Origin of the sequence: Pseudomonas panipatensis (genome assembly GCF_900099785.1) — a bacterium.
GTDB classification, from domain to species: Bacteria; Pseudomonadota; Gammaproteobacteria; order Pseudomonadales; family Pseudomonadaceae; genus Pseudomonas; species Pseudomonas panipatensis.
Genome location: NZ_FNDS01000002.1, coordinates 408493 through 428396 on the forward strand (window position 1 = coordinate 408493; position 19904 = coordinate 428396).

Here is a 19904-nt window from a genome sequence, read left to right on the forward strand (position 1 = left end):
TCAGAGCCCCTTCACTGCGTAGATGCCGGGAGCGTTGCGCCAGTAGCCCTTGTAGTCCATGCCGTAACCGAAGATGTAGCGGTCGATGCAGGACAGACCGACGTAGTCGGCTTTCAGGTCCGGGCTCGCCTTGCGGTTATGTTCCTTGTCGATCAGCACCGCGGTGTGCACTTTGCGGGCACCGGCGTGACGGCAGAAGTCGATGATCGCCGAGAGGGTGTGCCCTTCGTCGAGGATGTCGTCGATGATCAGTACGTCGCGGTCGATGAAGGAGATTTCCGGCTTGGCCTTCCAGAACAGTTCGCCGCCGGTGGTCTCGTTGCGGTAACGGGTGGCGTGCAGATAGGACAATTCCAACGGGAAGTTCAGCTTCGGCAACAGCTTGCCGGCAAAGATCAGACCGCCATTCATCACGCAGAACACCACCGGATTGGACTCGGCCAGCTCGCCGTTGATCGCCTCGGCGACACGGCCGATGGCAGCTTCCACTTCGGCGTCGTTGTACAGGCAATCGGCTTCGGCCATGACTTGGCGGATATGCGCGAGATCGACGGACATTTGCGGGGCCTCCCGGAAAAAGTGCGCAAAGGTACCCATACCCCTGCCCAGGGGCAAGTACCGACGGATAGAACTCGCCCACAATCATGGCCCAAGGCGGGAGGCGCCGTTTAACTTTCGTCACGCCCGCGACAAAGTGCCAACAGCCCCTAAGATGCATTACGCTACCGCGTTTTTTTCCAGCCCTTTGGGAGACTCCGTCCATGCCCGTGTTCGAGATTCGCCATCCCCTGATCCGCCACAAGATCGGGCTGATGCGCCGCCACGATATCAGTACCAAGAATTTCCGCGAGCTGGCCCAGGAAGTCGGCGCCCTGCTGACCTACGAGGCGACCAAGGACCTGCCGCTCGAACACTGCGAAGTGCAGGGCTGGGCCGGCCCGGTGCAGGTCGAGAAGATCTCCGGCAAGAAGATCACCGTGGTGCCCATCCTGCGCGCCGGCATCGGCATGCTCGACGGCGTGCTCAGCCTGATCCCCGGGGCCAAGGTCAGCGCCGTGGGCGTCGCGCGCAACGAGGAAACCCTGGAGGCGCGCACCTACCTGGAAAAACTGGTGCCGGAAATCAATGAGCGCCTGGCGATGATCATCGACCCGATGCTCGCCACCGGTGGCTCCATGGTCGCCACCATCGACCTGCTGAAAAAGGCCGGCTGCAAGGAAATCCGCGCCATGGTCCTGGTCGCCGCGCCGGAAGGCATCAAGGCGGTCAACGAGGCGCACCCGGACGTGAAGATCTTCACCGCCTCCATCGACCAGGGCCTCAACGAACACGGCTACATCATGCCCGGCCTGGGCGATGCCGGTGACAAGATCTTCGGCACCAAGCAGAAGGACACCTGAGCGATGGTCGATGAATTCAAAGACCCGCTGTGGCGCCAGATCATCTCTGGCGCGCAGATGCTGTTCGTCGCTTTCGGCGCCCTGGTGCTGATGCCGCTGATCACCGGCCTGGACCCGAACGTGGCGCTGTTCACCGCCGGCTTCGGCACCCTGCTGTTCCAACTGGTGACCGGACGCCAGGTGCCGGTGTTCCTCGCCTCCAGTTTCGCCTTCATCACCCCGATCATCCTCGCCAAGGGCCAGTTCGGCCTGGCCGCGACCATGGGCGGCGTGGTCGCCGCCGGCTTCGTCTACACCTTCCTCGGGCTGGCGGTGAAGATCAAAGGCACCGGCTTCATCGACCGCCTGCTGCCGCCGGTGGTGATCGGCCCGGTGATCATTTCCATCGGCCTGGCCATGGCGCCGATCGCCGCCAACATGGCCATGGGCAAAGCCGGTGACGGTAGCGAACTGATCCCCTACAAGACCGCCATGCTGATTTCCATGCCGGCACTGGTCACCACGCTGATCGTCGCGGTGTTCGGCAAGGGCATGCTGCGCCTGGTGCCGATCATCTCCGGGGTGATCGTCGGCTACGCGCTGTCCTTCGTCTTCGGCGTCGTCGACGTCGCCAAGATCGCCGCCGCTCCCTGGCTGGCGATGCCTGCGTTCACTGCCCCGGCGTTCAACTGGCAAGCCATCCTGTTCATCGTGCCGGTGGCGCTGGCGCCGGCCATCGAACACATCGGCGGGGTGATCGCGGTGGGCGGCGTGACCGGCCGCAACTACCTGAAGACCCCCGGCCTGCACCGCACCCTGCTCGGCGACGGCCTGGCCACGTCGGCCGCCGGCCTGTTCGGCGGCCCGCCGAACACCACCTACGCCGAAGTCACCGGCGCGGTGATGCTGACCAAGAACTACAACCCGAAGATCATGACCTGGGCGGCGGCCTTCGCCATCGGCCTGGCCTTCGTCGGCAAGTTCGGCGCCATCCTGCAGAGCATCCCCGTGCCGGTGATGGGCGGCATTCTCTGCCTGCTGTTCGGCACCATCGCCTCGGTGGGCATGAACACCCTGATCCGCCACAAGGTCGATCTGTCCCTGGCGCGCAACCTGGTGATCGTCTCGGTGACCCTGGTGTTCGGCATCGGTGGCGTGCTGATCGGCTCCGGCACCGGCCCGGACGACTTCGGTTTGAAAGGCATCGCTCTCTGCGCGATCGTCGCCATCGTCCTCAACCTGATCCTGCCCGGCGAAGATGGCTGGCAGAACAAGGCACTGGACGCCGACAGCAGCGAGCGCAAGGCTGACTGACGCAGCGCGCCGGCGGCCGGCGAGCGCCTTTGCTCGGCGCTCGCCGCAGAGCCGAGAAACACACCTGAGCCCGCGTCCACACATAAGGACGCGCAGCGAAACGGAGGATGGTTCCATTCCCGCCTGCCCTTGCCCAGCGAGCCACGGAGCACCGCGATGAGCCGTGCCTGGTGGCTGTTGATCGCCCTGCTCGGTGCCTCGCTGGTGCCGCTGATCCTCGGCGGCCGGCCGATGCTCGAACAACTCGCGCACTTCCCGTTGGACAGCCTGCTGCTGATGCTCGGCATGATCCTGCTCTGCTGGCTGATCAACGCGCAGAAGCTGCGCGTGCTCCTCGCCGGACGCACCGGCCCATTGAGCCAGCGCCAGTCGATCGGCATCGTCATGGCCTCGGAGTTCGCCTTCTATGCCACCCCCGGCGGTAGCGGTGCGCCCCTGACGCTGATGGCGCTGCTGGCCCGCCGAGGCATGCGCCCGGCACAGAGCAGCGCGATCTTCGCCGTTGACCAGTTGAGCGACCTGCTGTTCTTCCTCTGCGCCCTGCTAGGGGTGCTCTGCTACGCGCTGTCGCACAGCCTGAGCCCGAACCTGAAATCCTCGCTGCTGCTCAGCGCCCTGCTGCTGGGCGGCATCCTCGCCGGGGTGCTGCTGCTGGCGCGCTTCCAGCGCCGGGTGATCCGCGGCAACGGCCGCCTGCTGGCGCGCCTGGGCGTAAAGGCGCAGCGGCGCCTGCACTGGGCACGCAAGCTGCTGCACTTCCGCGACAGCATCGTCGTCAGCCTGCGCCAGCCGAAACGCGTGCTGCTGCTGGTGTTCCTGCTCACCAGCAGCCACTGGCTGCTGCGCTTCAGCGTGCTCTACATGACCTTGCAGGCGATGGGCGTGGACCTGCACTGGGCCTGGACCTTCCTGATCCAGTTGCTGTCCCTGGCCGCCGGCCTGGCCACCCTGCTGCCCGGCGGCGCCGGTGGCACCGAACTGACGTCGCTGGCGCTGCTCAGCCCGCTGGTGGGCAAGTCGACCGCGGCGGCGGCCATCCTGGTCTGGCGGGTGGTGACCTACTACTTCTATCTGCTGGCCGGCGCGCCGGTGTTCTTCATGATGGCCGGGCGCCCGCTGCTGCGGCGCCTGATCGGCCTGCGCGAGCGCGCCTAGCCGGGCGTCTTCGCTGGCGGCGCGGCGGCGGCCTCAGCGTCCTGCAAGGCGCGCCAAAGCTCGGCGGCACCGGGAAACTCGGTGCCGTCCTCGTCGCTCAATGCTTCGATGTCATAACGATGGGTACAGCCTTCGCCCAGGGTGGGCGGCGGGGTGGCGGTACCGGGGCGTTTCGGGTCGGCCATGGGCAATCTCCTCCTCTCGGGTTCGACGGCGCAGACAGGCCCGAAGCCCACGCGCAGCGTCGATCAGTCGAACACCACGGTCTTGTTGTCGTGCACCAGCACGCGGTCCTCCAGGTGGTAGCGCAAGCCGCGCGCCAGCACCATCTTCTCCACGTCCTTGCCCAGGCGCACCATCTCATCGACGTTGTCGCGGTGGCTGACACGCACCACGTCCTGCTCGATGATCGGGCCGGCGTCCAGTTCCTCGGTGACGTAGTGGCAGGTGGCGCCGATCAGCTTGACGCCGCGCAGCGATGCCTGGTGATAGGGTTTGGCGCCGATGAACGACGGCAGGAAGCTGTGGTGGATGTTGATCACCTGGTGACGGTACTTGCGGCACAGGTCCGGCGGGAGGATCTGCATGTAGCGCGCCAGCACCACGTTATCGGCCTGGTGCTGGTCGATCAGCCGCGACACCTCGTCGAAGGCCGGCTGCTTGTTCTTCGGGTCCACCGGCACGTGGAAATACGGAATGCCGTGCCACTCGACCATGCTGCGCAGGTCATCGTGGTTGGCGATCACGCAGGGAATGTCGCAATCCAGCTCGCCGCTGTGCCAACGGTGCAACAGATCGGCCAGGCAATGCGATTCGCGACTGGCCATCAGCACCACGCGCTTCTTCACCGCGGAATCGGTAATGCGCCAGACCATGGAAAACTCACGGGCGATAGGCGCGAATGCCTGGCGGAAGCCATCCAGGTCGAACGGCAGGGAATCGGCGCGAATTTCGTGCCGCATGAAGAACCAGCCGTTGTCATTGTCGGAGTGATGACTGGCCTCGGTGATCCAGCCGTTATAAGTGGCCAGGAAATTACTCACCTTGGCAACGATGCCGACCCCATCGGGACAGGCGATCACCAGTCGGAAAGTACGCATGGGTGTTACTCCAGAAACATCGCGAAGGCCGCCATTCTAACGGCTGCCCCGGAAAACCGCGACACGCGCCGCCAGACGCATGCCGGGCACTGTTTAAGTGCGCCGGCAATACAGCGGTTCAATAAAGTTAAATAGCACAATAAACACCGACAAAACTTTACTACATGGTTTACGCGAAGAACTTGACTGACTATTATTGGCGCTACAAATATCCGCCAACGCTTGACCTCAAGATAAGGTACCCCGACATGTCGCTGATCAATGAGTACCGCGCCACTGAAGAAGCCATCAAGGAACTTCAAGAGCGCCTCAAGTCCCTCGAGCAGGACGGCAAGCTGCAGAAAGAACTGGAGTTCGAAGAAAAACTCCGCGCTCTGATGGGCAGCTATGGCAAGTCTCTGCGCGACATCATCGCCCTGCTTGATCCGGACGCCAAACTGAGCAAAGCGCCGCGCGCCGCCAAGACCACCACCAGCAAGCGCGCACGCAAAGTCAAACAATACAAGAACCCGAATACCGGCGAAGTCATCGAGACCAAGGGCGGCAACCACAAGACCCTCAAGGAATGGAAGGCCAAGTGGGGCGCCGATACCGTCGAGAGCTGGGCCACCCTGCTGGGTTGAGCCGCGCGCCGATAGAAAAACGCCAGCCGATGCTGGCGTTTTTTATTTCCGCGAAAACTATTAACGCCACTACAGGCAATAGCGCTCGCGCAATTTTCCGGCATAGCGTTGCCACTCTTCCAGCAACGCCCGGCCTTGCAGCCCAGAGTTTTCGAGCTGTGCAGCCAAGGCCACTTCAAAGTTCGCCAGGGTATTGGGTGCGCCGCACTCGGGCACACTCAAGCGACGCCGGCAGAAATCCTGCCATTGTTGCTGCTCGGTGCTCGATAAAGTTTCCGGGAAATTCCGCGCGCGATATCGAAACAAGAGTTCTACGAGCCGCGGATCATCGAACGGCCATTGCTCTTTTCCCAGGCGTGCGGGCTCGGCGCGGCGCACCTGTTCGCAGAGACGGCGATCGCGATCGCCAATAAACCCGTCATATAACTGCTGCTCCGGATCCTCGCTCACCGGAAAAGTTTCCTCGGCATATATCAGCACCAGCTTACCGTGCCAGTCGGACTTGCCCTGAACCAGCGCCTGCTGGTGCCGCTGCTGGGCCTGCCGATCAATGCCCAGGCGCTGGATATCCTGCTCGCGCAGCACGCCCAGTGGCGCCAGCACCGGGCAACGGTTGATATGCACGAGTTTCAGCGGCACCGGCAACTCGCCCTCGGCCAAGTCCTCGCGGCGGGTATACAGGCGCTGACGCAAGGTATCGCCATCCAACTCGAGCAGCGGCGTCGGATCGGCGCTCAGGTCGCAGACGATCAGGGCATTGCGGTTGCGCGGGTGCCAGGCCAGCGGCAGCACCACCGAGAGGAAATGCCGCGCAGCGGAGAAGCGCCCGGAGATGTGCACCAGCGGCTGTAACAGCTGGATCTGTTCGAGCACCATCTGCTTGCTGCGCAGCCGGTATAGATAGTCATACAGCTTCGGCTGGCTGTTGCGGACCAGCCTGGCCATGGCGATGGTCGCGCGGACATCGGCCAGGGCATCGTGGGCCTGGCCATGGTCGATGCCGTTGGCTTCGGTCAGGCGCTCCAGTTTCAGGGTCACCTGGCCGTCGTTCTGCGGCCACTGGATTCCCTCCGGACGCAATGCGTAGGCGGTACGCAGCAAGTCGATCAGGTCCCAGCGGCTGTTGCCGCCCTGCCATTCGCGGGCGTAGGGATCGAAGAAATTGCGGTAGAGGCTGTAACGGGTGACTTCGTCATCGAAGCGCAGGGTGTTGTAGCCGGCCACGCAGGTTCCCGGACGCGACAGTTCAGCGTGCAGGCGGGTCATGAATTCGGCCTCGCCGAGCCCTTCGGCTTCCAGGCGTTGCGGAGTGATGCCGGTGATCAGGCAGGCCGCCGGGTGCGGCAGGATGTCGTCGCTGGGCCGGCAGTAGAGGTTCAGCGGCGCCTCGATCTCGTTGAGCGCCTCATCGGTGCGGATGCCGGCGACTTGCAACGGACGGTCACGCCGCGGGTCGATGCCGGTGGTTTCGTAGTCGTACCAGAAAATGCTGGCGGTCATGGCGCTCTCCCTTGGCCTGGCCGCGGCAGTCTACCACTCCCGTCGGGCCTCCCCGCGGAGCCCGGTAATCGGCTATCGTCAGCCGCAGGCGCATGCCCAGCGCCTCTCGGCCACCAAGGAACCGGTAGATGAGCCAGGATCTCGAACAGAACCCCTACGCCACACCCGCCAGTCAATTGCAGGACCGCGCACTGGCGCAGAACCTGCCAAGCATCGACGAAGCGCTGGCGCGCGGATACGACTTCAGCATCGGCGCACTGCTCGGTGAAGCCTGGCGGCGCGTCAAAGGCATCAAGGGCACCTTGATCGCCGGGCTGATTGTCTATGGCGTGGCGCTCAACTTCCTCGGTTTCGTCTTCGGCTTCATCCTCGGCATCGCCGGCCTGCTGAACGGACACGACAGCGGCAGCCTCAGCGGCAATGCCGTGCAAGGCGTGATCGGTATCGTCGCCGGGGCGATCTGCTACCCGCTGTTGGCCGGGCTGAACATGATCGGCATCCGTCGCGCCGCCGACCAGCCGGCAAGCATCAACGAAGTGTTCAGCTACTTCGGTCTGTTCGCGCCGTTGTTCATCACCGGGCTGGCGGTCACCGCGCTGGTCTACCTGGGCTTCCTGCTGCTGGTGCTGCCCGGCATCTACCTGGGCATCGCCTATGCCCTGGCGCTTCCGCTGGTGGTCGAGCGCAGGCTGTCGCCCTGGCAGGCCATGGAAGCCTCGCGCAAGGCCATCAACCAACACTGGTTCAAGGTGTTCGGACTGTTCCTGGTCCTCGGGCTGATCCTCCTGCTCAGCGTCATCCCCCTGGGGATCGGCTTGGTCTGGAGCCTGCCGCTGACGTTCATCGCCATCGGCGTGCTCTACCGCACTATCTTCGACGTGCTTCCCGCGGCGAATTGAGATGCACGCTGGAATTGCCGGCCGAGCCGGTTGCCTCGCCGGGCGCCGCTGGCTAGCATCAGCCTTTCCCTTCAGCGACAGCCACCGCCCTTGATCGCAGCCGCGCCGCCCCGCCCCGCCAGCCCGCCAGTCACAGCGCCGCTGGACACCCGCTACCAGGTGGAGACGCCGGAGGGCATCGACCTGCTGCTACGCCCGGCGGGCGTCGTGGCGCGTGCCCTGGCCTACCTGATCGATCTGGGTATCCGCGTGCTGCTGATGCTGGTGATGTTCACGCTGCTGGCATTCCTCGGCCAACTCGGCACCGGCCTCGGCCTGCTACTCACCTTTCTCGTCACCTGGTGGTACATGGTCCTTTTCGAGGTGCTAAACCAGGGACGCTCCCCGGGCAAGCAGGTGATGGGCCTGCGCGTGGTGCACGACGATGGCACGCCGATCGGCTGGACCGCGTCGCTGCTGCGCAACCTGCTGCGCTTCGCCGACATCCTGCCCTTCGGCTACACCCTGGGCCTGCTCGCCTGCCTGTCCAATCCAGCGTTCAAGCGCCTGGGCGATATCGCCGCCGGCACCCTGGTGATCTACCGCGACCCGCCACCGAGCCAGCCTCCGCTGCCGCAGGTGCCGCCGCAACTGCCGCCCTGCCCGCTCAGCCTGGCCGAGCAACGCGCCTTCACCGGGTTCGCCGAACGCAGCGCCAGCCTTTCCGCGGCACGCCGCGAGGAACTCGCAGGCATTCTCGCCGAGCCGCTGGGCGTCGCACCCGAGCAGGCCGAAGCGCGTATCGACGGCATCGCCTGCGGGCTGCTCGGTGGAGGCCTCGGCCCGGCATGAAGCAGAGCCTGTTCGAACAACGCCACAGCGCCGAGTGGAAGCGCTTCGGCAAGCGCCTGGAGCAACTGGAAAGCGGCAAGCGCGAGGAGTCCAGCCGCGCCGAGGATTTCTCCGGCGCCTACCGCAGCCTCTGCCAACAGCTCGCCCTGGCCCAGGATCGCGGCTACAGCAGCCACCTGATCGACCAGTTGCAGCAGTTGGCGATGCGCGGCCACCAGCAGTTCTACCGCCACCGCAGCCACCTGGGCGCGCGGATGCTCGGTTTCCTGCTGGCCGGCTTCCCGCGCCTGGTGCGTGAGGAGTGGCGCGTCATCGCCCTGGCCAGCCTGCTGTTCTATGGCAGCCTGCTGCTGATGGGCGGGCTGGTGTACGGCTTCCCCGACCTGGTCTACAGCGTGCTCAGTGCCGAACGAGTCACTGAGATGGAAAGCATGTACACGCCCGACGCCACCCGCCTCGGCCCGTTGAGCGAGCGCGGCGCCAGCGACAACTGGCAGATGTTCGCCTACTACATCATGAACAACATCGGCATCGCCTTTCAGACCTTCGCCAGCGGCTTGCTGTTCTGCCTGGGCAGCCTGTTCTTCCTGCTCCTCAACGGCCTGATGATCGGCGCGGTCGCCGGCCACCTGACGCAGATCGGCTATGTGCAGACCTTCTGGTCCTTCGTCATCGGCCACGGCGCCTTCGAGCTGACCGCCATCACCTTCGCCGGCGCCGCCGGGCTCAAGCTCGGCTGGGCCCTGCTCGCGCCCGGCCGCCTGCCCCGCAGCGAAGCCCTGCGCCAGGCCGCGGCACGCGCCATCCAGTTGATCGCCGGGGTGATTCTGCTGCTGCTCATCGCCGCCTTCATCGAGGGCTACTGGTCGTCCCTCACGCGCTTCCCGGCGTCGGTCAAATACGTCGTCGGCGCCATCCTCTGGCTGCTGGTCGGCAGCTACTTCGCCTTCGCCGGACGCCAACGCCATGCGCCTGACTGACGCCAGCGTGGCGATCCGCCCGCGCAGCGCCTGGGAGGCGCTGGACCTCGGCATCCTCCTGGCGCGCCGCCATGCCGGCCTGCTGATGGCCAGTTGGGCAATGCTAAGCCTGCCGGTGTTCGCCCTGCTCAGCCTGCTGCTGTGGAACTACTCGACGCTGGCGATCCTGCTGTTCTGGTGGCTCAAGCCAGCCTTCGATCGCCTGCCGCTGTACATCCTCTCCCGCGCGCTGTTCGGCGATACGCCGACGCTGCGCGAAGCCCTGCGCGCCTATCCCGGCCTGCTCAAGACACAACTGTTGCCCAGCCTGCTGTGGCGCCGTTTCAGCCCGACGCGCAGCTTCGACCTGCCGGTCCAGCAACTGGAGGGCCTGAGCGGAACCGCGCGCAGCCAGCGCCTGATTGTCCTCGGCCAGCGCAATACCGCCGGCGCCACCTGGCTGACCGTGATCGGCATGCATCTGGAAGTCGCCCTCTATCTCGGGCTGATGGCGCTGCTTTACCTGCTGTTGCCGCAGCAATGGCTGTCGGATTGGAAGTGGCAGACGGTGCTCCATGTGCTGCAGGGCGACTGGCAGTGGCTGGAGCACCTGTCCAACCTGCTCTACGCCCTGGTGCTGGTGGTCTGGGAGCCGGTCTACGTGGCCTGCGGCTTTACCCTCTACCTGAACCGCCGCACCGAACTGGAAGCCTGGGACATCGAACTGGTGTTCCGCCGCCTGCGCCAGCGCCTGATCGGCAGCGCCTATGCGTTGCTGCTGGGCTGCGCCATCGGCCTCACCCTGCTGCCCGGCAGTTCGCCCTGGGCCGACGAGCCGGCGCAAAGCTGCCCGTTGCCGCAGCAAGACCCCTATGGTCCCGACGCGCCCCGCCTGCAACAGCAGAAGCTGAACAGCGAGCAGTCGCGCGAGGCGGTCCAGGCCCTGCTCGCGGCGCCGCCGTTCCGCAACCGCGAGACCCTCACGCGCTGGCGCCTCGGCGAGCCGCCCAAGGAGACCGGCACGGGCAAGGACGACGCCAGTCTCAAGGCCTTCCTCGATGCCCTGAGCCACTGGAAGCCACTGGGGTTCATCGCCCAGTCGCTGCAAGCCTTGCTCTGGGGAGCCTTGCTCGCCGCCGTGGCCCTGCTGCTCTGGCGTTATCGCGACTGGCTGCGCCTGTTCGCCGGGCGCCTGGGGCTGCCGCAAAAGCCACGACGGGAAGCGCCGGCGGTGATGTTCGGCCTGGAATTGACGCCGGAGAGCCTGCCCGAGGACATCGCCGGCGAAGCCGAACGCCTCTGGGACGAACAACCTCGCGCGGCCCTCGGCCTGCTCTACCGCGCCCTGCTCAGCCGCCTGCTGCACGACTTCCGGGTGCCGTTGCGCGATTCCACGACCGAGGGTGAAGTGCTGCGCTGCGTGGAAGCCCTGGAGCGTCCGGAGCTGAACCGTTACGCGCAGATCCTAACCCGCCAGTGGCAGGACCTCGCCTACGGCCACCGCGCTCCCGCCACCAGCCTCAAGCGCGGCCTGTGCGATGGCTGGCGCCGTCTGTTCGACGGCGAGGTGACGGCATGAGCCGCTCCACCCGCCTGCTCCTGGGCATGCTGCTCCTCGCCGTGCTCGCTGCCGTGGCGTTCTATTTGGCGCAGAACCTGCGGCCGTACAGCGAAACCGTCGAACACGGCCCCTCGCCGGAAGCCCGTGGCAATCCCTACCTGGCCGCCGAACGCTTCCTCCAGGGCCGCGGCCTGAAGGTCAAGAGCGCGCGCGGGCTGGACGTGCTCGATCAGTTGCCGAGCAAAGGCCAGACGCTGATCCTGCTGGGCAGCCGGGAAAACCTCACGCCGACGCAAAGCCACCAATTGCTCGACTGGGCAGCCAGGGGCGGCCACCTGATCGTCACCGCCGAACGCCTCTGGGACGACCAGGCCGGCAGCAGTGGCGACCTGCTTCTCGACACGCTCGGCGTGCGCCAGTACCTCACCGAAGACCTCGAACAGGACAAGCCCGCGGCAACGCCCGAAGGCCAGGGCAGCGAAGGCAAAGCGCCCACGGCGGAGGACGCGCCGGTGCCCGCCGACGACGCCGAAGCCGGCGCCCCGACGCCGCCGGACGACGCCAGCAAGGCCGAAGAAGACGATCACTACCCCGAACTGACCAAGCTCTACCTGGAAAACGAGCAGGCACCGGCCTACATCAGCTTCGACACCGACTACCACTTGCTCGACGCGAAGAACCTCGCCTACGCCTGGGCCAACAGCCACAACGCCACCCACCTGCTGCAACTGCAGCAGGGCGACGGCCTGGTCACGGTGCTCACCGACAACTGGATCTGGCAGACCGACAACCTCGAACGCTACGACAACGCCTGGCTGCTCTGGTACCTCACTCAGGACAGCGCCGTGACGCTGGTCTACCGCGCCGAAGGCGACAGCCTGGCAACTCTGCTCACGCGCAACTATCCACAGGCCCTGCTGGCGCTGGCACTCCTGCTGGCCTGCGCGCTGTGGCGCGCCGGCCTGCGCCAGGGGCCGTTGTTGCCGACGCCCAGCCGCGCCCGCCGGCAACTGGTCGAGCACCTGCGCGCCAGCGCCGACTTCCTGCTCCGCCAACGCGGCCACATCGCCCTGCTGCAAGGCCTGCAACGTGACATCCTGCGCCGTGCGCGGCAACGCCAGCCCGGCTTCGAACGCCTGCCGATCGCCGAACAATGGCAACTGCTCGGGCGCATGACGCGCCTGCCGGTCAGCGCCATCAGCCAGGCCATGCGGCCCTATCCGGCGCAGCGCATGAGCGCTGCCGACTTCACCCGCCAGGTCGCCCACCTGCAAAGCCTCAGGAATGCCCTATGAGCGAACAGACGCCTGAACCCACCAGCACCCAGCCCAGTCCCGCGGCCCAGCGCCAGCGCGCCAGCCAGCTGGCCCAGGCCCTGCGCCACGAACTGCAGAAAGCCCTGATCGGCCAGAGCGGCGTGATCGACGACGTACTCACCGCGCTGCTGGCCAGTGGTCACGTGCTCATCGAGGGCGTCCCCGGACTCGGCAAGACGCTTCTGGTGCGCGCCCTGGCGCGCTGCTTCGACGGCAGCTTCGCGCGCATCCAGTTCACCCCCGACCTGATGCCCAGCGATGTCACCGGCCACGCCGTGTACGACCTCGCCAGCGAGCAGTTCAAACTGCGCAAGGGCCCGGTGTTCACCAACCTGCTGCTGGCCGACGAAATCAACCGCGCGCCGGCCAAGACCCAGGCGGCGCTGCTGGAGGTCATGCAGGAACGCCAGGTGACCCTGGAAGGCCGCGCACTGGCGATGCCGCACCCGTTCATGGTGCTGGCCACGCAGAACCCCATCGAGCAGGAAGGCACCTACCCGCTGCCCGAAGCCGAGCTGGATCGCTTCATGCTCAAGCTGCGCATCGACTACCCGCAGGAGGCCGAAGAGCAGACCCTGGTACGCCAGGTCACCCGCTCCGCGCGGGGCGACATGCTCGAAGTCGCACCGCTGCGCCCCTTGCTGAAAGACAAGGACATGCTGGCCCTGCAGAAGATCGCCGCCGATCTGCCGATCGACGACCAGGTGCTCGACTATGCCGTGCGCATCGCTCGCACCACGCGCAACTGGCCGGGCCTGGCCCTGGGCGCCGGCCCCCGCGCCTCCATCGCCCTGGTCCGCTGCGCGCGCGCCCGCGCCCTGCTGCGCGGCGGTGACTTCGTCATCCCCGACGACATCAAGGGTTGCGCCCTGGCGGTCCTGCGCCACCGCGTGCGCTTGTCGCCAGAGCTGGATATCGAAGGGCTGTCGGTGGACCAGGTGCTGCAACAACTCCTCGATCAGGTGCCGGCACCGCGCCTATGAAGCCATCGCGCGCCTTCCTCGCGCTGCTCGCCCTGCTTGGCGTCAGCGCCATCGTCCTGGGCAGCGCCACGGCACTCGGCAGCCCGCCAGCGCCAGCCCTGACAAGCCTCTGGTGGGGACTGCTGGTGGCCCTGCTGCTGCTCGCCACGGTCGATGCCCTGTGGCTGCGCCGCCTGCCCTCGCCACGCCTGCAGCGCCAACTGGCCGGTAACCTGCCGCTGGGGCGCTGGAGCGAGGTGCGCCTGCAACTGCACCACGCGTTCCGCCAGCCACTGCGCATCGGTGTCTTCGACCACCTGCCGGCGGCCATGGATTTCGAGCACCTGCCGCAGCAGGTAGCGCTGCACCCCGGCGAAATCACCCATCTGAGCTACCGCGTGCGCCCGTTGCAGCGCGGGCATTTCGTCTTCCCCCGCTGCGAGGTCGAACTGCCCAGCCCGCTGCGACTCTGGCAGGGCCGGCGCTACATCGAGCAACGCGACGAAACCCGGGTCTACCCCGACTTCGCGCGTATCTATGGCGCGGAACTGATGGCCGTCGATCACTGGCTGAGCCGAATCGGCGTACGCACCGGGCAGCGTCGCGGGCTGGGCCTGGAGTTCCATCAACTGCGCGAATTCCGCGATGGCGACAGCCTGCGGCAGATCGACTGGAAAGCCACCGCGCGCAAGCGGGTGCCCATCGCCCGTGAATACCAGGATGAACGCGACCAGCAGATTCTCTTCCTGCTCGACTGCGGCCGGCACATGCGCAGCAAGGATGGCGACCTGTCGCATTTCGATCACGCGCTCAACGCCAGCCTGCTGCTGGCCTATGTGGCGTTGCGCCAGGGCGATGCCGTGGGCCTGCTGACCTTCGCCGGCGAGCGCAGCCGGCACCTGCCGCCGGCCAAAGGCAGCGCGCAGCTCAATGCATTGCTCAATGCCGTCTACGACCTGGAGAGCAGCCAGCGCCCGGCGGATTATTCGGCGGCCATCCAGACCCTGCTCGGCCGCCAGCGCCGCCGCGCCCTGGTGGTACTGGTGACCAACCTGCGCGACGAGGACGACGATGAGTTGGTGAATGCCGTGCACCGTCTCGGTCGCCAGCACCGGGTACTGGTCGCCAGCCTGCGCGAGGAAGTCCTAGACCAACTGCGCCAGGCCCCGGTGCAAGGCTACGACGAGGCCCTGACCTACTGCGGCGCGCTGGACTATCTGAATGCCCGCGCCGGCCTGCACGAAAAGCTGGTCGCCAATGGCGTGCCGGTGCTCGACGCGCGTCCACGCGAACTCGGACCGGAGCTGGTCAGCCGCTACCTGGGGTGGAAACGCGCGGGGACTTTGTGATGGCGAGCGCGGGAGACGGAATCACGTCGGGCAAAATCTAGCGGCGCGCCACGCGCGTGATGGCGGCGCTGGACTGGGTGCCCCCGCCCTTCTTGCAAGGGAGAGGTCGTTCGAGCACAAACACAAGGCGAACGCTTGTTTCCGCATGCCACAGGCGCTGCGCAGCTGCCGTCGCGTCCCTGGCGTTCCGTGCAACCGTACAGGTCGGCTCAGCGCATCCCGCGGCTCAGACCGACTCCACCTGACGGCGAAAACTGAAATAACGGCGCAGCGCGTCGACCAGCTCGACGTACTCCGCCGGCGGCGCCACCAGACTGAAGCCGGAATCGAAGCCGCCAGGGGTGACATCCTCGCGGCACCATTGGCAGGTGCCGCTGAAATCAATGAACTGCAGCTTGCCGTCCTGAGCGGGAATCTTCAGGCGCATCTCGAAACGCCCGCCCACCAGCATGGGCAATTGGCTGATCAGCAGCATGCCGTCCAGCGAAACATTGCCCAGGTAGCCCATCGGTTTGTCGGTGATGCTGTTGAACACCTTCAGGTAGTACGGCAGCTGATGGCGCTCTATGTGTCGTTGATGACGCATAATGGCTATTCGCTATGAATTTGGACCAGTATGACGATGCCGCCCATCCAGGGCCAGTATTAACGACAGCCACCCGCCAACTGCGCATCCAGGGTGCGCCGGGCGGCGTCAATCTGTGCATCGCTGTAATAGACTCGCTCCCCTTTCGCATCCTGGGAGAAGTAACGTCCGCCATGCGCAAGCGCCGCCTGGTTCTCGCGCAAGCGCGCGCAACGGGCATCCGCCTGCGCCTGCTGCTCGACGGCGCGATTGCGTGCGGCAGCCTGCTCTTCGCTGCGCGCCTGGTAGAACTGGCGGGCGCGCTCTTCACGCTCGCGGGTCGCAGCGTCGCGCTCCATGACCTGCGGCTTGACCTCGATTCGCTGCGCCCCGGCGGGCGGCGTCTCGCTGAAATGCACCTTGCCTTCAGCATCGCTCCAGCGATAGATGTCGGCGCTTGCCAGCGCGGGCGCCAAACCCATGCACAGGCACAGCAGAAAACGCATCGATCCGTCCTCCTTGAAACAGAGCCTTGAGCTTAGCAGCCGGGCGCCCCGTTCAGGCCAGCTTCGACCGACGGTCAGGGCCGCGCCGGCAAGGACTGCGCCGCGCCATCGGACAGGTGTCCGTTGAGACGCAAGGTCTCCAGTCGCGCCTTCGACCGATAAGCGTACTCACTGCTCGGGTAACTGGTGATGATGAAAGTATAGGTCTGCGCCGCATCGACATAGAACTTCTCGCGCTCCAGGCAGAGCCCGCGAAGCATCGAGATCTCCGGCTGCAACCAGGGCCGCGCACGGCTCTTGCGCTCGGCCTGGGACAGATTGAGCATGACGAAGTCGCAATCTCCCCGCTCGTAGGCGCGATAGGCACTATCCATGTATTTGTCGGTGGACCAACTGTTGCAGCCGGTAACACACAGGGTCAGGGCCAGGACGCATAGGGTTCGCATGGGGCATATCCTCCGTTGGGAAGTGTATCGGCCTGCCTTGGCCACGCTGAAGGGCCTGACTAGACTGCAGCGGCCCACGCCCTGGCGCCAAGGAGATGCCATGCGTTTGACCTCTGTCGTCTGCCTGGCCGCGCTGGTGGCGCTGCAGACCGCCTGCTCGCCGACCACCCCGCTGTTCGTCGCCCAGGTCACCACCGGCGAAGTGGCCGAGTACAAGAAACTGAAGAATGACCGCATGACCGCCGCGGTGGAGGAAGAAGGCGACCTGCTCACCTACAGCGCCCAGGCCATCCGCGACGGCAAGAGCGCCGAGGCGGAGCGCCTCTACCTCAGCGGCTACCGGAACACCCACTACGGCCCGGAAGTCCGCGCCATCGCCCTGTACCAGATCGGCCTGATCTACATGAGCCGCTATAACGACCAGCGCAACGATAGCAAGGCACTCGAGTACTTCCAGCGCATCGACCGCGAATTCCCCGGCACCGCCGTCGCCTCCCATGCCGACGCGCGCATTCTGATGATGCGCCAGCGCGCCAAGGAGCCGGTGCAGAAGAACGCCCGCGAGCTGCTGGCGACCTGGAAACCCCAGCTCGACCTCGACCTCAACAAACCGAGCCTCGACCCGGACATGACCCTGCTGTCGCGCCGCGCGGTGCTCAAGGATCGCGTCGGCGAGGCCGAGCAGCTCTACCGGCTGGCAGTCAGCGATCCCGCCATCCCGGCGGATATCAAGGAGAAGGCGTTGTACCAGCTCGGCCTGATGTACATGGCAGCGGACAACCGCCATCCGGATCGCGAGAAAGCCATCGGCTACCTGCGCCACCTGCTGGTCGACTACCCCAACGGCGATCTCGCCAACAAGGCCGCGCGCCACCTCGACCAGGCACTCAACCAGGGCGCGCCGTGAAGCACGGGCTGCGCGCCTGACGCAGATCAAACCAGGCTGACTACGCTTGCTCTGCAATGAGCACAGACACGCGAGGAAGCCCACCATGAAACTGCATCATCTGCTGGTCGTCATCGACCCCACCCGCGACGACCAGCCCGCCCTCAGCCGCGCCCAATGGATTGCCGAACGCAGCGGCGCCAGCGTCGAACTGCTGCTGTGCGATTTCAACCCGGCGCTGGACAGCGGCCTGCTGATTCCCCAGCGCGATCTGGAGCGCGCCCGCCTCATCCTGCAGAGCGAGCGCCTGGACTGGCTCGAACGCCTGGCAGGGCCACTGCGCCAGGCGGGCATCCGGGCCCATTGCCACACCCGCTGGGGCAAGCCACTGCACCGCGAGATACTCGCCCAGGTCGTCGAGAAGCAGCCGGATCTGGTGCTCAAGTCCAGCAGCCGGCACGGCCTGCTGAAGCGCCTGCTGCTGACCAACACCGACTGGCAACTGATCCGCCATTGCCCGCGACCGCTGTGGCTGGTCCATCACGCCAGCTGGGAAGGCCAACGGCTCTGCGCCGCCCTCGACCCGCTGCACGAGAGCGACAAGCCGGCGGACCTCGACCACCAGCTGATCGCCGTCGCCGAGGAGTTGCAGGAACGCCTGGGCATGACGGCCAGCTACCTGCACAGCTACATGGCCCTGCCGCAGACCCTGGCGTTCAACGCCGAACTGCAGATCAACTACGAGCAGCACGTCAAGGCTACCGAGGCGCACCACCGCGCGGCGCTGGCGCAATTGCTCGCGACGCACCCGGAGGTAAAAGCCGAGCACGTCCACCTGCGCGAAGGATTCGCCGAAGAAGCCATTCCCGAGTTCGTCCGCAACCACGGCATCGACCTGCTGCTGATGGGTGCGGTGGCGCGCGGCCACCTGGAAAGCGCGCTGATCGGACACACCGCCGAACGGGTACTGGAAGAAGTGGAATGCGATCTGCTGGTAATCAAACCCGACACACAAAAGGGGTAATATGGCCGCCGGGCCAGCCTGCCCCCACGGCGCCGGCCCACCCGCTCGTTTTCCAAGGAGTCCCGCATGTCCGTCCGCCGCACCAAGATAGTCGCCACCCTCGGCCCAGCCAGCAATTCCCCGGAAGTGCTGGAGCAACTGATCATCGCTGGGATCGATGTGGCCCGCCTGAACTTCTCCCACGGCACGCCCGACGAGCACCGTGCCCGCGCCCGCCTGGTGCGCGAGCTGGCCGCCAAGCACGGCCGCTTCGTCGCCCTGCTCGGCGACCTGCAAGGACCGAAAATCCGTATCGCCAAGTTCGCCAACAAGCGCATCGAGCTGGCGGTCGGCGATCGCTTCCGCTTCTCCACCAGCCACCCGCGTGACGCCGGCACCCAGGAAGTCGTGGGCATCGACTACCCGGACCTGGTCAAGGACTGTGGCGTCGGCGACGAGCTGCTGCTGGACGATGGCCGCGTGGTCATGCGCGTCGAAGAAGTCGCGGCCGACGAGCTGCGCTGCGTGGTACTGATCGGCGGCCCGCTGTCCGACCACAAAGGCATCAACCGCCGTGGCGGCGGCCTCACCGCGCCGGCCCTGACCGAAAAGGACAAGGCCGACATCAAGCTGGCCGCCAGCATGGACCTGGACTATGTCGCGGTGTCCTTCCCGCGCGACGCCAAGGACATGGAATACGCCCGCCGTCTGCTTCAGGAAGCCGGCGGCACCGCCTGGCTGGTCGCCAAGATCGAGCGCGCCGAAGCGGTGGCCGATGACGACGCCCTGGACGGCCTGATCCGCGCCAGCGACGCAGTGATGGTGGCGCGTGGCGACCTCGGCGTGGAAATCGGCGATGCCGAGTTGGTCGGCATCCAGAAGAAAATCATCCTGCACGCGCGCCGCTACAACAAAGCGGTGATCACCGCCACGCAGATGATGGAGTCGATGATCCACAACCCGATGCCGACCCGCGCGGAAGTCTCGGACGTGGCCAACGCCGTGCTCGACTACACCGACGCCGTGATGCTCTCCGCCGAGAGCGCCGCCGGCGAGTACCCGGTGGAAGCAGTGCTGGCCATGGCTCGCATCTGCCAGGGCGCCGAGAAGCACCCGGCCACCAAGCAATCCAGCCATCGCCTGGGCCACACTTTCGAGCGCTGCGACGAGAGCATCGCACTGGCGGCCATGTACACCGCCAACCACTTCCCCGGCATCAAGGCGATCATCTGCCTGACCGAGAGTGGTTTCACCCCGCTGATCATGTCGCGCATCCGCTCTTCGGTGCCGATCTTCGCCTACTCGCCGCACCGCGAAACGCAGGCGCGCGTGGCACTGTTCCGTGGCGTCGAGACCATTCCCTTCGACCCGGCCGCGCTGCCGCCGGAGAAGGTCAGCCAGGAAGCCGTCGACGCGCTGCTGCAGCGTGGCGTGGTGACCAAGGGCGACTGGGTGATCCTGACCAAGGGCGATAGCTACACCACCCAGGGCGGCACCAACACCATGAAGGTGCTGCACGTGGGCGACCTGCTGGTCTGAGCCTCCGCGCA

Annotated in this window: 20 protein-coding genes and 1 pseudogene; 14 read left to right on the forward strand and 7 right to left on the reverse strand. The window is 66.0% G+C overall.

The window, feature by feature from the left end; translation table 11 throughout:
• Nucleotides 1–558, reverse strand: coding sequence for a hypoxanthine-guanine phosphoribosyltransferase (locus tag BLQ74_RS06015; protein ID WP_090261633.1), 558 nt, complete (start codon nt 556–558; stop codon nt 1–3).
• Between the two features lie 203 nt (nt 559–761).
• On the opposite strand from BLQ74_RS06015, the gene upp reads away from it, so the two are divergent.
• From upp to gpgF, 3 genes are all read left to right on the forward strand, one after another.
• Complete coding sequence (upp, locus tag BLQ74_RS06020) at nt 762–1400, forward strand: uracil phosphoribosyltransferase (RefSeq protein WP_090261634.1); 639 nt, start codon at nt 762–764, stop codon at nt 1398–1400.
• A gap of 3 nt (nt 1401–1403) precedes the next feature.
• Entirely contained in the window at nt 1404–2693 is a 1290-nt protein-coding gene (locus tag BLQ74_RS06025) for a uracil-xanthine permease family protein (protein WP_090261635.1), read from the forward strand.
• Nucleotides 2694–2849: 156 nt separating this feature from the next.
• Entirely contained in the window at nt 2850–3848 is a 999-nt protein-coding gene (gene gpgF / locus BLQ74_RS06030; RefSeq protein WP_090261636.1) for a glucosaminyl phosphatidylglycerol flippase, read from the forward strand.
• Here the strand turns inward: gpgF and BLQ74_RS06035 are convergent.
• Nucleotides 3845–4033 (reverse strand): hypothetical protein, encoded by a 189-nt coding sequence (locus tag BLQ74_RS06035; protein ID WP_090261637.1) that lies wholly within the window; start codon nt 4031–4033, stop codon nt 3845–3847. The genes gpgF and BLQ74_RS06035 overlap by 4 nt on opposite strands.
• 63 nt (nt 4034–4096) lie before the next feature.
• The gene (gene purU / locus BLQ74_RS06040; protein WP_090261638.1) at nt 4097–4948 is read right to left on the reverse strand and encodes a formyltetrahydrofolate deformylase; all 852 of its coding nucleotides are present in this window, start codon (nt 4946–4948) and stop codon (nt 4097–4099) included.
• 248 nt (nt 4949–5196) lie between these two features.
• Here purU and mvaT point away from each other — a divergent pair, with 248 nt between their 5' ends.
• Nucleotides 5197–5571 carry a histone-like nucleoid-structuring protein MvaT gene (gene mvaT, locus BLQ74_RS06045; RefSeq protein ID WP_090261639.1) on the forward strand — a complete coding sequence of 125 codons (375 nt, stop codon included), beginning with the start codon at nt 5197–5199 and terminating at the stop codon, nt 5569–5571.
• A gap of 69 nt (nt 5572–5640) precedes the next feature.
• Here mvaT and sbcB read toward each other — a convergent pair whose 3' ends face one another.
• Complete coding sequence (sbcB, locus tag BLQ74_RS06050; RefSeq protein ID WP_090261640.1) at nt 5641–7071, reverse strand: exodeoxyribonuclease I; 1431 nt, start codon at nt 7069–7071, stop codon at nt 5641–5643.
• A gap of 128 nt (nt 7072–7199) precedes the next feature.
• On the opposite strand from sbcB, the gene BLQ74_RS06055 reads away from it, so the two are divergent.
• The 7 genes and pseudogenes from BLQ74_RS06055 (at nt 7200) to BLQ74_RS06085 (ending at nt 14948) form a co-directional block, all read left to right on the forward strand.
• Complete coding sequence (locus tag BLQ74_RS06055) at nt 7200–7970, forward strand: hypothetical protein (RefSeq protein ID WP_090261641.1); 771 nt, start codon at nt 7200–7202, stop codon at nt 7968–7970.
• Nucleotide 7971: 1 nt separating this feature from the next.
• Nucleotides 7972–8801 (forward strand): annotated as a pseudogene (locus BLQ74_RS06060) (RDD family protein).
• Nucleotides 8798–9781 carry a stage II sporulation protein M gene (locus BLQ74_RS06065; protein ID WP_090261642.1) on the forward strand — a complete coding sequence of 328 codons (984 nt, stop codon included), beginning with the start codon at nt 8798–8800 and terminating at the stop codon, nt 9779–9781. Before BLQ74_RS06060 ends, BLQ74_RS06065 begins: the two are co-directional and overlap by 4 nt.
• A complete protein-coding gene (locus BLQ74_RS06070; protein ID WP_090261643.1) occupies nt 9768–11339 on the forward strand; it encodes a DUF4129 domain-containing protein in 1572 nt (523 codons plus the stop codon). The genes BLQ74_RS06065 and BLQ74_RS06070 overlap by 14 nt, the downstream gene beginning before the upstream one ends.
• On the forward strand, nt 11336–12616 hold the full coding sequence (locus BLQ74_RS06075; protein ID WP_090261644.1) for a DUF4350 domain-containing protein: 1281 nt from the start codon (nt 11336–11338) through the stop codon (nt 12614–12616). The genes BLQ74_RS06070 and BLQ74_RS06075 overlap by 4 nt, the downstream gene beginning before the upstream one ends.
• Nucleotides 12613–13620, forward strand: coding sequence for an AAA family ATPase (locus tag BLQ74_RS06080; RefSeq protein ID WP_090261645.1), 1008 nt, complete (start codon nt 12613–12615; stop codon nt 13618–13620). Before BLQ74_RS06075 ends, BLQ74_RS06080 begins: the two co-directional genes overlap by 4 nt.
• Nucleotides 13617–14948 (forward strand): DUF58 domain-containing protein, encoded by a 1332-nt coding sequence (locus BLQ74_RS06085; RefSeq protein ID WP_090261646.1) that lies wholly within the window; start codon nt 13617–13619, stop codon nt 14946–14948. The genes BLQ74_RS06080 and BLQ74_RS06085 overlap by 4 nt, the downstream gene beginning before the upstream one ends.
• Before the next feature lie 226 nt (nt 14949–15174).
• On the opposite strand, the gene BLQ74_RS06090 is transcribed toward BLQ74_RS06085, so the two are convergent.
• From BLQ74_RS06090 to BLQ74_RS06100, 3 genes are all read right to left on the reverse strand, one after another.
• Complete coding sequence (locus BLQ74_RS06090; RefSeq protein WP_090261647.1) at nt 15175–15534, reverse strand: PilZ domain-containing protein; 360 nt, start codon at nt 15532–15534, stop codon at nt 15175–15177.
• 59 nt (nt 15535–15593) lie between these two features.
• The gene (locus BLQ74_RS06095) at nt 15594–16019 is read right to left on the reverse strand and encodes a DUF4124 domain-containing protein (protein WP_090261648.1); all 426 of its coding nucleotides are present in this window, start codon (nt 16017–16019) and stop codon (nt 15594–15596) included.
• A 74-nt stretch (nt 16020–16093) separates the two neighbouring features.
• Nucleotides 16094–16465, reverse strand: coding sequence for a tetratricopeptide repeat protein (locus tag BLQ74_RS06100; RefSeq protein ID WP_090261649.1), 372 nt, complete (start codon nt 16463–16465; stop codon nt 16094–16096).
• Nucleotides 16466–16565: 100 nt separating this feature from the next.
• Here BLQ74_RS06100 and BLQ74_RS06105 point away from each other — a divergent pair, with 100 nt between their 5' ends.
• The 3 genes from BLQ74_RS06105 (at nt 16566) to pyk (ending at nt 19893) form a co-directional block, all read left to right on the forward strand.
• Nucleotides 16566–17372: an outer membrane protein assembly factor BamD gene (locus tag BLQ74_RS06105; RefSeq protein WP_090261650.1), complete on the forward strand. Its 807-nt coding sequence runs from the start codon at nt 16566–16568 to the stop codon at nt 17370–17372.
• Between the two features lie 85 nt (nt 17373–17457).
• Nucleotides 17458–18375: a universal stress protein gene (locus tag BLQ74_RS06110; RefSeq protein ID WP_090261651.1), complete on the forward strand. Its 918-nt coding sequence runs from the start codon at nt 17458–17460 to the stop codon at nt 18373–18375.
• 66 nt (nt 18376–18441) lie between these two features.
• Entirely contained in the window at nt 18442–19893 is a 1452-nt protein-coding gene (gene pyk / locus BLQ74_RS06115) for a pyruvate kinase (protein ID WP_090261652.1), read from the forward strand.
• The last annotated feature ends 11 nt before the right edge of the window (nt 19894–19904 follow it).

What these genes read in the sequence shown, in the direction of transcription:
- BLQ74_RS06075 (WP_090261644.1), top strand. Translation starts at nt 11,336, where the DNA reads ATGAGCCGCTCCACCCGCCTGCTCCTGGGCATGCTGCTCCTCGCCGTG.
- sbcB (WP_090261640.1), bottom strand. Translation starts at nt 7,071, where the DNA reads ATGACCGCCAGCATTTTCTGGTACGACTACGAAACCACCGGCATCGAC.
- BLQ74_RS06090 (WP_090261647.1), bottom strand. Translation starts at nt 15,534, where the DNA reads ATGCGTCATCAACGACACATAGAGCGCCATCAGCTGCCGTACTACCTG.
- BLQ74_RS06055 (WP_090261641.1), top strand. Translation starts at nt 7,200, where the DNA reads ATGAGCCAGGATCTCGAACAGAACCCCTACGCCACACCCGCCAGTCAA.
- BLQ74_RS06105 (WP_090261650.1), top strand. Translation starts at nt 16,566, where the DNA reads ATGCGTTTGACCTCTGTCGTCTGCCTGGCCGCGCTGGTGGCGCTGCAG.
- BLQ74_RS06080 (WP_090261645.1), top strand. Translation starts at nt 12,613, where the DNA reads ATGAGCGAACAGACGCCTGAACCCACCAGCACCCAGCCCAGTCCCGCG.
- BLQ74_RS06085 (WP_090261646.1), top strand. Translation starts at nt 13,617, where the DNA reads ATGAAGCCATCGCGCGCCTTCCTCGCGCTGCTCGCCCTGCTTGGCGTC.
- upp (WP_090261634.1), top strand. Translation starts at nt 762, where the DNA reads ATGCCCGTGTTCGAGATTCGCCATCCCCTGATCCGCCACAAGATCGGG.
- BLQ74_RS06015 (WP_090261633.1), bottom strand. Translation starts at nt 558, where the DNA reads ATGTCCGTCGATCTCGCGCATATCCGCCAAGTCATGGCCGAAGCCGAT.
- BLQ74_RS06035 (WP_090261637.1), bottom strand. Translation starts at nt 4,033, where the DNA reads ATGGCCGACCCGAAACGCCCCGGTACCGCCACCCCGCCGCCCACCCTG.
- BLQ74_RS06095 (WP_090261648.1), bottom strand. Translation starts at nt 16,019, where the DNA reads ATGCGTTTTCTGCTGTGCCTGTGCATGGGTTTGGCGCCCGCGCTGGCA.
- BLQ74_RS06070 (WP_090261643.1), top strand. Translation starts at nt 9,768, where the DNA reads ATGCGCCTGACTGACGCCAGCGTGGCGATCCGCCCGCGCAGCGCCTGG.
- pyk (WP_090261652.1), top strand. Translation starts at nt 18,442, where the DNA reads ATGTCCGTCCGCCGCACCAAGATAGTCGCCACCCTCGGCCCAGCCAGC.
- purU (WP_090261638.1), bottom strand. Translation starts at nt 4,948, where the DNA reads ATGCGTACTTTCCGACTGGTGATCGCCTGTCCCGATGGGGTCGGCATC.
- BLQ74_RS06110 (WP_090261651.1), top strand. Translation starts at nt 17,458, where the DNA reads ATGAAACTGCATCATCTGCTGGTCGTCATCGACCCCACCCGCGACGAC.
- BLQ74_RS06100 (WP_090261649.1), bottom strand. Translation starts at nt 16,465, where the DNA reads ATGCGAACCCTATGCGTCCTGGCCCTGACCCTGTGTGTTACCGGCTGC.
- BLQ74_RS06025 (WP_090261635.1), top strand. Translation starts at nt 1,404, where the DNA reads ATGGTCGATGAATTCAAAGACCCGCTGTGGCGCCAGATCATCTCTGGC.
- gpgF (WP_090261636.1), top strand. Translation starts at nt 2,850, where the DNA reads ATGAGCCGTGCCTGGTGGCTGTTGATCGCCCTGCTCGGTGCCTCGCTG.
- mvaT (WP_090261639.1), top strand. Translation starts at nt 5,197, where the DNA reads ATGTCGCTGATCAATGAGTACCGCGCCACTGAAGAAGCCATCAAGGAA.
- BLQ74_RS06065 (WP_090261642.1), top strand. Translation starts at nt 8,798, where the DNA reads ATGAAGCAGAGCCTGTTCGAACAACGCCACAGCGCCGAGTGGAAGCGC.